This window comes from Streptomyces niveiscabiei (genome assembly GCF_001419795.1).
Taxonomy (GTDB): Bacteria; Actinomycetota; Actinomycetes; order Streptomycetales; family Streptomycetaceae; genus Streptomyces; species Streptomyces niveiscabiei.
The window spans coordinates 1-8,360 of record NZ_LIRL01000940.1; the positions used below are offsets into that span (position 1 = coordinate 1).

Sequence of the window (8,360 nt, forward strand, 5' to 3'; positions counted from 1 at the left end):
GGGTGGTGGTCTCGCCGGCCAGTGCGCACAGGATCAGGACGACCCACTTGTCGGAGATCCGGTCGAGGAGCTGGCGGCTGGGGCACAGCTCCAGGAACGCGTTGTACTCCGCTTTGGCCCGCGCTTTCTCGTCGGCCCGCGTCGTCGTCACTGGCCTCGCTCCTCACCTTCTGGATCGTTAGGCACTTCGAAGTACCCACTTCCCGGCCGGAAGTTCCTCGCCAACCCTGGTGCATGGGGGACGGAGACACCACCCCCGGCATGAAGTGAAAGGCGCGACGATGAACACGCTCTCCCCCTCCCTTCCTGGTGGAACCTGGACGCTGGGTGACGCGACCGTGTCCCGGTTCGGGTACGGCGCCATGCAGCTCGCCGGACCGTGGGTCATGGGACCGCCCGCCGACCGCGACGGCGCGCTGGCCGTCCTGCGTGAGGCGGTCGGCCTCGGGGTCACCCACATCGACACCAGCGCCGCGTACGGCCCGCGCATCACGAACGAGCTGATCCGCGAGGCGCTGCGGGACTGTCCGGAGCGGCCGTTCATCGCCACGAAGGTGGGGGCGACCCGGGACGCGCAGGGCGGCTGGCCCACGGCCCGCCGTCCGGAGGACCTGCGCAGGCAGGTGCACGAGAACCTCGAATCCCTCGGCGTCGAGGTCCTCGACCTGGTCAACATGCGCATGGGGGACGCACAGGGCACCCGGCCCGGTTCGATCGCCGAGGCGTTCGAGACGCTCGCCGGGCTTCAGGGGGAGGGGCTGATCCGCCATCTCGGCGTCAGCAACGTCACGGTGGAGCAGGTCGCCGAGGCGCGCGGTATCGCTCCGCTCGTGTGCGTGCAGAATATGTACAACCTCGCCCACCGCCACGACGACGCCCTCGTGGACGACCTCGCCGCCGCCGGCATCGCCTACGTCCCCTTCTTCCCCCTCGGCGGATTCACGCCGCTCCAGTCCGAGGCACTCACGCGCGTCGCGACCCGGCTGGCGACGACCCCCATGTCGGTCGCCCTGGCCTGGCTGCTGCACCGCTCACCGAACATCCTGCTCATCCCCGGCACGTCATCCATCACCCACCTGCACGAGAACATCGAGGGCGCCGGCCTCTCCCTCTCCGCCGAGGACATGACCGAACTGGACACCATCGCCGACTAGGGCTGCCCCGGGGAGAGCCCCATGTCCTTCGCGCTGTAACGGGGAAGGTCACTGGTCTCGATCTGCCAGGTGCCGAGTTCCGTGGCCACGGTGACGGGTTTGCCGTAGGGCAGGTGCAGCCGGTTGTCGTACGCGGGGCGTCCCTCGGCCCGGCCGATCCCCCACTGGTACGTCCAAGTGCCGTCGCGGGGATCGAGGATCAGGTAGTGGGGGATGCCCATGGCGGGGTAGTCGCGGGCCTTGTCCCGGTAGTCGTTCTCCGGGTTGGACGGGGAGACGATCTCGACTGCGAGGACGATCTCGCGGGGGTCGAGGGGATCGTCTGTCTCCATCGCGGCGTCACGGCATACCTGGAGGTCCGGCACGCGCAGGACGCCCAGGGCCTCGTCGTCCGTGTCCGTCGCCTCGAACACCCCCAGCCCTTTGGGGAGTTGCGTATCCAACTGCCTCCGCACCAGCATCGCGGTCAGTTGATGGCGCGGCCCCGGACGCAGCGTCATGACGAGCTTCCCGCCACTGATCTCGGGCCACGTGAGGCCGGGCGGCGGAGCGAAGCGGTCGCGCAGGGCGCGCAGCCGTCGGTACGGAGTCTGCTGAGTCACGGGTCCTCCCGCGCCCAGTGTGGGACAAGAAGGGTGCCCGCCCCTCCCAGGAGCAGGCACCCTCACGTCACTCCGAGTTCTTCTCCCCCTCCTCCGGCGACGGCGACGGCGACGGCAGCGGCGGCGTAGGCGCCGGAGTAGGCCGCAGCCACAGCCAGACCAGGAAGAACACGCCGAGGGCGAGCATCCCCAGCCCCGTCCAGAGGTTGATGTTGATGCCCTGGGCCTTGTCGATCTCGGCGTCGCCGTCGGTGATGCCGGTGATGGTGATGATGATGCCGTAGAGGACGAAGAGGCCCCCGATGATGCGCCGCAGGTCGAAGATGCGGGCGGCGGTCGTGGACTTCTCCTCCAGGGCCGTCACCTCGCGGTGGACGTCTTTTTCCGAGTAGTGGTCGGACATGGCGAGCCTCTCAGAAGGAGAACGGGATGTAGCAGGCGGCGGCGATGACGACGGCGCTCCAGCCGAGGAGTGCCGGGCGCCGGTACCAGGCGTCGTCGCCGGCGGCGGGCGCCTCGGACATTCCCGGCGACTTCGTGCCGTAGACGAGGCCCTGGAGTTCGGCCTCCGGCTTGGGGGCCGTGAAGAGGGACACGGCCACCATGACGACCGCGCCCGCGACGAACCCGGCGATGGCGGAGACGAAGTTCGCGCCCTGGTCGGACGGGATGCCGATGACGTCCTGCTTGTAGAGGACGAAGTAGTTGACCATCGCGGCGGTGGTGCCCGCGAGGAGCCCCCAGAACCCGGACTTCGCGGAGGCCCGCTTCCAGAACATGCCGATGATGAAGACGACGAACATCGGCACGTTGAAGAAGGAGAAGAGGGTCTGGAGGTAACTCATGATGTTGGAGAAGGAGGACGCGAGGAAGGCGGTCCCGACGGACGCGGCGACGCCGATGGCGGTGATGAGCCGCCCGAACTGGACGTAGTACCCGTCCTCCCGGTCCTTGACGACGTACTTCTGCCAGATGTCGGTGGTGAACACGGTGTTGAAGGACGACACGTTGGCGGCCATGCCGGCCATGAACGCGGCGAGGAGGCCGGTGACGGCGATCCCGAGGACCCCGTTGGGCAGGAGCTGTTCCATCAGGTAGGGGATGGCGTCGTTGTACTGGAGGTCGGAGCCGGACGTCCCGATCTTGGGGACCAGGACGGCCGCCACCAGGCCGGGGATCATCACGAGGAACACGATGAAGATCTTCGGGAACGCGGCGATGAGGGGCGTCCGCTGGGCGGCGGAGAGGTTCTTCGCGGAGAGAGCGCGCTGCACCTCGGCGAAGTTCGTCGTCCAGTACCCGAAGGACAGCACGAACCCGAGCCCGAGGACGATGGTCAGCCAGTTCGCGCCGAGCGGGTTGGCGGACCCGATGCCGGTGCCGCCCCAGGCGGTGACGAAGTCGTCCCCGTGGCTGGCCTTCAGGGAGTCGGTGAGCCCGTCCCACCCGCCGACCTTCTTCAGCCCCAGCACGGACAGCGGGATCAGCGCCGCGAGGATCACGAAGAACTGGAGGACCTCGTTGTAGATCGCCGAGGACAGCCCGCCCAGCGTGATGTACGCGAGCACGAAGAACCCGGCGACGAGGATGGCGACCCACTCGGGCCACCCGAGCAGCGCCTCGACGACGATGGCGAGGGCGTACAGATTGACCCCGGCGATGAGGATCGCGGCGAACGCGAACAGCGCGGAACTCAGCAGATGCGCCCACTTGTCGAAGCGCAGGAGCAGCATCTCGGGGACGGAGCGGACCTTGGAGGAGTAGTAGAAGGGCATCATGACCAGGCCGAGGAACACCATCGCGGGGATCGCGCCGATCCAGTACCAGTGGACGGTGTACGCCCCGTACTGCGCGCTGTTCGCCGCCATGCCGAGGATCTCGGTCGCGGCGAGGTTCGCGGAGATGAACGCGAGGCCGGTGATCCAGGCGGGCAGGGAGCGCCCGGAGAGGAAGAAGTCGAGGCTGGTCTTCACGGAGCGCCGGGCCGCGAATCCGATGCCGAGGACGACGACGAAGTAGATACCGAGGATCGTGTAGTCGAGCGCGTTGACGGGGAGCCGCAGTTCGGCTGCCAGAGACGTGGGGGGATACACAGAGGGCCCTTCCAAGGGTGACCGGATGTGTGTGTTTGTGGTTTGATGTGTTCGGTTCTGTTTGGATGCTTCTAGCTGTGCTGGTGCACGGATGGGGAGTCGAAGGTGAAGAAGACCTCGACCCGGCTGGCCGACGGTCGTGAGCTGATCTACTACGACCTGCGGGACGACTCGGTGCGCGACGCGGTGGACCGCCGTCCACTCGACCGCACCGTCACCACTTCGGAGGTACGCAGGGACCCCCTGCTCGGCGACGAGGTCGCCATCGCCTCGCACCGGCAGGGGCGGACGTACCACCCGCCGGTCGACCAGTGCCCGCTGTGCCCCACCCAGGGCGACAACCTGAGCGAGATCCCGGACTCGTCGTACGACGTCGTCGTGTTCGAGAACCGCTTCCCCTCGCTGGCCGGCGACTCGGGCCGCTGCGAGGTCGTCTGCTTCACGTCCGACCACGACTCGTCGTTCGCCGACCTCACCGAGGAGCAGGCGCGCCTGGTCCTGGAGGCGTGGACCGACCGGACGTCGGAGCTGTCGCATCTTCCTTCCGTCCAGCAGGTCTTCGCCTTCGAGAACCGGGGCGAGGAGATCGGGGTGACCCTCGGCCACCCCCACGGGCAGATCTACGCCTACCCCTTCACCACGCCCCGCACCGCCCTCATGCTGCGCCAGGTCGCCGCGCACAAGGACGCCACCGGCGGCGAGAACCTCTTCGACGCCGTGCTGGAGCGTGAACTCGCCGACGAGCGCGTAGTCCTGGAGAGTGAACACTGGGTCGCGTTCGTCCCGTACGCCGCGCACTGGCCGTACGAGGTACACCTCTACCCCCGTCGTAGGGTCCCGGACCTGCTCGGACTCGACGAGGGCGCGCGCACAGAGTTCCCCAAGGTCTATCTGGAACTGTTGAGGCGCTTCGACCGGATCTTCGGCGAGGATCAGCCGGTGACGCCGTACATCGCCGCCTGGCACCAGGCGCCGTTCGGCCAGCTGGAGGAGTTCGACGGGGTCAGCCGCGACGACTTCGCGCTGCACCTGGAGCTTTTCACGATCCGCCGTACGTCCGGCAAGCTGAAGTTCCTCGCGGGCTCCGAGTCGGGCATGGGTGCGTTCATCAACGACATCTCCCCGGAGCGCGCGGCCGAGCGACTCCGAGAGGTAGCGAGTTCATGAGCAAGTACCTGGTCACGGGCGGTGCGGGTTACGTCGGCGGCGTGGTCGCCCAGCACCTTCTTGAGGCCGGCCACGAGGTGACGGTCCTCGACAACCTCTCCACCGGGTTCCGCGAGGGCGTCCCGGCGGGCGCCACGTTCATCGAGGGCGACATCCGCGACGCCGGCAAGTGGCTCGACGCCTCGTACGAAGCGGTCCTCCACTTCGCCGCCAGCTCTCAGGTAGGGGAGTCGGTCGTACGCCCCGAGAAGTACTGGGAGAACAACGTCGGCGGGACGATGGCGCTGCTCGGCGCGATGCGCGAGGCGGGCGTACGCAAACTCGTCTTCTCGTCCACGGCCGCCACGTACGGCGAGCCCGACGTGGTCCCGATCCCCGAGACCGCCGTCACCAAGCCGACCAACCCCTACGGCGCCACCAAGCTCGCCGTCGACTACATGATCACCAGCGAGGCCCACGCGCACGGCCTCGGCGCGGTCTCCCTGCGCTACTTCAACGTCGCGGGCGCGTACGGCGCGCAGGGCGAGCGGCACGACCCCGAGTCGCACCTCATCCCCCTGGTCCTCCAGGTCGCCCAGGGCCGCCGCGAGGCGATCTCGGTGTACGGCGACGACTACCCGACGCCGGACGGCACCTGCGTCCGCGACTACATCCACGTCGCGGACCTGGCCGAGGCGCACCTCCTCGCGCTGAAGGCGGCCGAGGCGGGCGAGCACCTGATCTGCAACCTCGGCAACGGCGAGGGCTTCTCCGTACGCCAGGTCATCGACACCGTCCGCAAGGTCACCGGCCACCCGATCCCCGAGATCGTGGCCCCCCGGCGCGGCGGCGACCCGGCCGTCCTCGTCGCCTCCGCCGCCACCGCCCGCGAGAAGCTGGGCTGGCAGCCGTCCCGCGCCGACCTCGCGGGTATCGTCGCCGACGCGTGGGAATTCGCGCAGCAGATTTCGAAGGAGAGCTGAGTTGTCCGCACAGCAAGTCCGGGACGGCTTCGAGGAGTTGTACGGCACGGCCCCGGAAGGCGTCTGGGCGGCACCCGGCCGCGTCAACCTCATCGGCGAGCACACGGACTACAACGACGGCTTCGTCATGCCGTTCGCGCTGCCGCACACGGCGATCGCGGCGGTCTCGCGCCGCGAGGACGACGTCCTGCGCCTGCACTCGGCGGACGTGGACGGCGGTGTCGTCGAGCTCTCGACGCTGGAGCCCGGCACCGACACCGGCTGGACCGCGTACCCGGCGGGTGTGGTCTGGGCGCTGCGCGAAGCGGGCCACGCGGTCCGGGGCGCGGACATCCACCTGACGTCCACGGTCCCCTCGGGCGCGGGCCTCTCCTCCTCGGCGGCCCTTGAGGTCGTCGTCGCCCTCGCCCTGAACGACCTCTACGAACTCGGCCTCCAGCGCTGGCAGTTGGCCCGCCTGTGCCAGCGCGCCGAGAACGTCTACGTCGGCGCCCCCACCGGCATCATGGACCAGACCGCGTCCGCCTGCTGCGAGGAGGGCCACGCCCTTTTCCTCGACACCCGCGACCTCTCCCAGAAGCAGATCCCCTTCGACCTCGCCTCCGAGGGCCTGCGCCTGCTGGTCGTCGACACGCAGGTCAAGCACGCCCACAGCGAGGGCGAGTACGGCAAGCGCCGGGCGGGCTGCGAGGAAGGTGCGGCGCTGCTGGGGGTCACGGCCCTGCGGGACGTGCCCTACGCCGAGCTGGACTCGGCGCTGGCTCGGATCGAGGACGAGGAGATCCGCCGGCTGGTGAAGCACGTGGTCACCGAGGACGAGCGGGTGGAGCGGGTCGTCGCGCTCATGACGTCCGGCGCGGACGCCCGGGAGATCGGGCCGGTGCTCGTGGAGGGGCACGCTTCGCTGCGGGACGACTTCCGGATCTCCTGCCCGGAGCTGGACCTGGTCGTGGACTCCTCGCTGGCGGCCGGGGCGCTGGGCTCCCGTATGACCGGCGGTGGTTTCGGGGGCTCGGCGATCGTGCTGGCCGAGGAGGCGGACGTTCCCGGGATCACGAAGGCGGTCGAAGAGGCGTTCGCCGCGGCCGGGTTCACCGCGCCGCGCGTCTTCGAGGCGGTTCCGGCGGCGGGGGCTCGGCGGCTGGTCTGAGCGGTATCTGGTCTGAGCGGTATGGGGAGCGGCCCCGCGCTGGTGTGCGCGGGGCCGCTTTCTCGTCGTACCTGAGGGGTAACCGGGGACTACCTGAGGGCTACCCGAGCCGCTACTTGAGTGTCGTACCGCCCGCGTTGCGGTACGCGATCGTCTTGCGGATCAGGTTTCCGCCGTCGGTCTCGGGCGTCGTCTGCTCCGTCCACCCCGCACCGAACAGCAGGCCGGCGATGTGGGCGTTGGCCACCTGGTCCATGTGGCCGAAGAACCAGTCCACCTTGTCGTCCTTGAAGTGGCCGGGAGTGTTGTTCCCCGCCATGTTGCCCACGGGGATCTGCCACAGGACCACCGGCTTGCCCACGGACTCGGCCATCGTCTTCCAGAACTTCAGCGAGGCGGCGGCCTTCCGGTCGTTCCAGAAGTGGTCACTGCCGCCGTGGGCCGGCTGCGCGTACCAGCCCGCGTCGCGGTCCGACACGTCGGTGGCCAGGAAGTCGGCCTTCTTCGCCCCGATGTCCGCGTAGTCCTTGACGCACTTCTGGAGGTCGGTCTCCCAGTCGAAGCAGGAGAGGTGCAGGCCCACGGCGGTGTTCGGCGCGTACGTGCGTGCCATCGAGATCAGGCACTGGGCGAGTCCGGAGGCGCTGTTCTCCTGCGAGCCGCAGTCCGTCGGATTCGAGGCCGTGACCTGCGCGGGAACCTGGTGCAGATTGCCGAGGGACCGGGCGAAGCCCCAGAAGTCGGGCTCCAGGTCGATCATGTCGTGCGAGGTGCCGATCTTCTGGAGGAAGAACCGGTAGTCGTTCAGGTATTGGGTGAGCAGGTCGGTCCTGTTGATGGCCTTGACCTCGCCCGGGCCGTCGCCCTCGCCCGCCATGTCCCCGAGGTCGCGCAACGAGTACCAGGTCCACAGGTACTTCTGCGGTCGCGGCTTGCCCTGGTAGGTGGCCTTGGCCGCCACGCCGTCCTGCCAGGTCACCTGGTTTCCGGGCGCCGTGCTGCTGCCGCCCCAGCAGCCCCACCAGCCCGACCACTCGTCCTTGCAGCGCGACGCCGTATAGGCGGCCGACGAAGGCGCCGGCTTGCTGTGGATGTAGGCGTAGCGCACGTCGAACGGCGCGGCGTTCGCCGAGGCGTCGGTCATCGAGCCGCCGATCAGGACCTTGTCGCTGCCCATGAAGCGGGGCGCGGAGCCGCCGGTGGCGGGCGGGGACGCCGGGGCGGGCTTGGCG

The 8,360-nt window shown here is 69.0% G+C and carries 8 protein-coding genes and 1 pseudogene; 4 read left to right on the top strand and 5 right to left on the bottom strand.

Going from position 1 to position 8,360, the window contains the following annotated elements:
* A pseudogene (locus AOK24_RS51670) lies at positions 1 to 151 on the bottom strand (winged helix-turn-helix transcriptional regulator); the annotation flags it as partial.
* Positions 152 to 281: 130 nt separating this feature from the next.
* Here AOK24_RS51670 and AOK24_RS37390 point away from each other — a divergent pair.
* Positions 282 to 1,154, top strand: a complete 873-nt coding sequence (locus AOK24_RS37390; RefSeq protein WP_055724393.1) for an oxidoreductase — start codon at positions 282 to 284, stop codon at positions 1,152 to 1,154.
* On the opposite strand, the gene AOK24_RS37395 is transcribed toward AOK24_RS37390, so the two are convergent.
* The 3 genes from AOK24_RS37395 to AOK24_RS37405 form a co-directional block, all read right to left on the bottom strand.
* Positions 1,151 to 1,756 (bottom strand): Uma2 family endonuclease, encoded by a 606-nt coding sequence (locus AOK24_RS37395; protein WP_240554304.1) that lies wholly within the window; start codon positions 1,754 to 1,756, stop codon positions 1,151 to 1,153. The genes AOK24_RS37390 and AOK24_RS37395 overlap by 4 nt on opposite strands.
* 67 nt (positions 1,757 to 1,823) lie before the next feature.
* The gene (locus AOK24_RS37400) at positions 1,824 to 2,159 is read right to left on the bottom strand and encodes a hypothetical protein (RefSeq protein ID WP_055724394.1); all 336 of its coding nucleotides are present in this window, start codon (positions 2,157 to 2,159) and stop codon (positions 1,824 to 1,826) included.
* 10 nt (positions 2,160 to 2,169) lie between these two features.
* Entirely contained in the window at positions 2,170 to 3,849 is a 1,680-nt protein-coding gene (locus tag AOK24_RS37405) for a sodium:solute symporter family protein (protein ID WP_079057189.1), read from the bottom strand.
* 105 nt (positions 3,850 to 3,954) lie between these two features.
* Here AOK24_RS37405 and galT point away from each other — a divergent pair, with 105 nt between their 5' ends.
* The 3 genes from galT to galK are packed head-to-tail and all read left to right on the top strand — an operon-like array spanning position 3,955 to position 7,128.
* The gene (gene galT, locus AOK24_RS37410; RefSeq protein WP_055724396.1) at positions 3,955 to 5,016 is read left to right on the top strand and encodes a galactose-1-phosphate uridylyltransferase; all 1,062 of its coding nucleotides are present in this window, start codon (positions 3,955 to 3,957) and stop codon (positions 5,014 to 5,016) included.
* A complete protein-coding gene (galE, locus tag AOK24_RS37415; RefSeq protein WP_055724397.1) occupies positions 5,013 to 5,978 on the top strand; it encodes a UDP-glucose 4-epimerase GalE in 966 nt (321 codons plus the stop codon). Before galT ends, galE begins: the two co-directional genes overlap by 4 nt.
* A gap of 1 nt (position 5,979) precedes the next feature.
* Entirely contained in the window at positions 5,980 to 7,128 is a 1,149-nt protein-coding gene (galK, locus tag AOK24_RS37420) for a galactokinase (RefSeq protein WP_055724398.1), read from the top strand.
* 112 nt (positions 7,129 to 7,240) lie between these two features.
* On the opposite strand, the gene AOK24_RS37425 is transcribed toward galK, so the two are convergent.
* A partial coding sequence (locus tag AOK24_RS37425) for a hypothetical protein (RefSeq protein ID WP_055724399.1) occupies positions 7,241 to 8,360 on the bottom strand: 1,120 nt, incomplete at its 5' end.

Bases quoted from the DNA above. Each gene is read 5' to 3' on its own strand.
- galE (WP_055724397.1), top strand. From the start codon at position 5,013: ATGAGCAAGTACCTGGTCACGGGCGGTGCGGGTTACGTCGGCGGCGTG.
- AOK24_RS37390 (WP_055724393.1), top strand. From the start codon at position 282: ATGAACACGCTCTCCCCCTCCCTTCCTGGTGGAACCTGGACGCTGGGT.
- AOK24_RS37400 (WP_055724394.1), bottom strand. From the start codon at position 2,159: ATGTCCGACCACTACTCGGAAAAAGACGTCCACCGCGAGGTGACGGCC.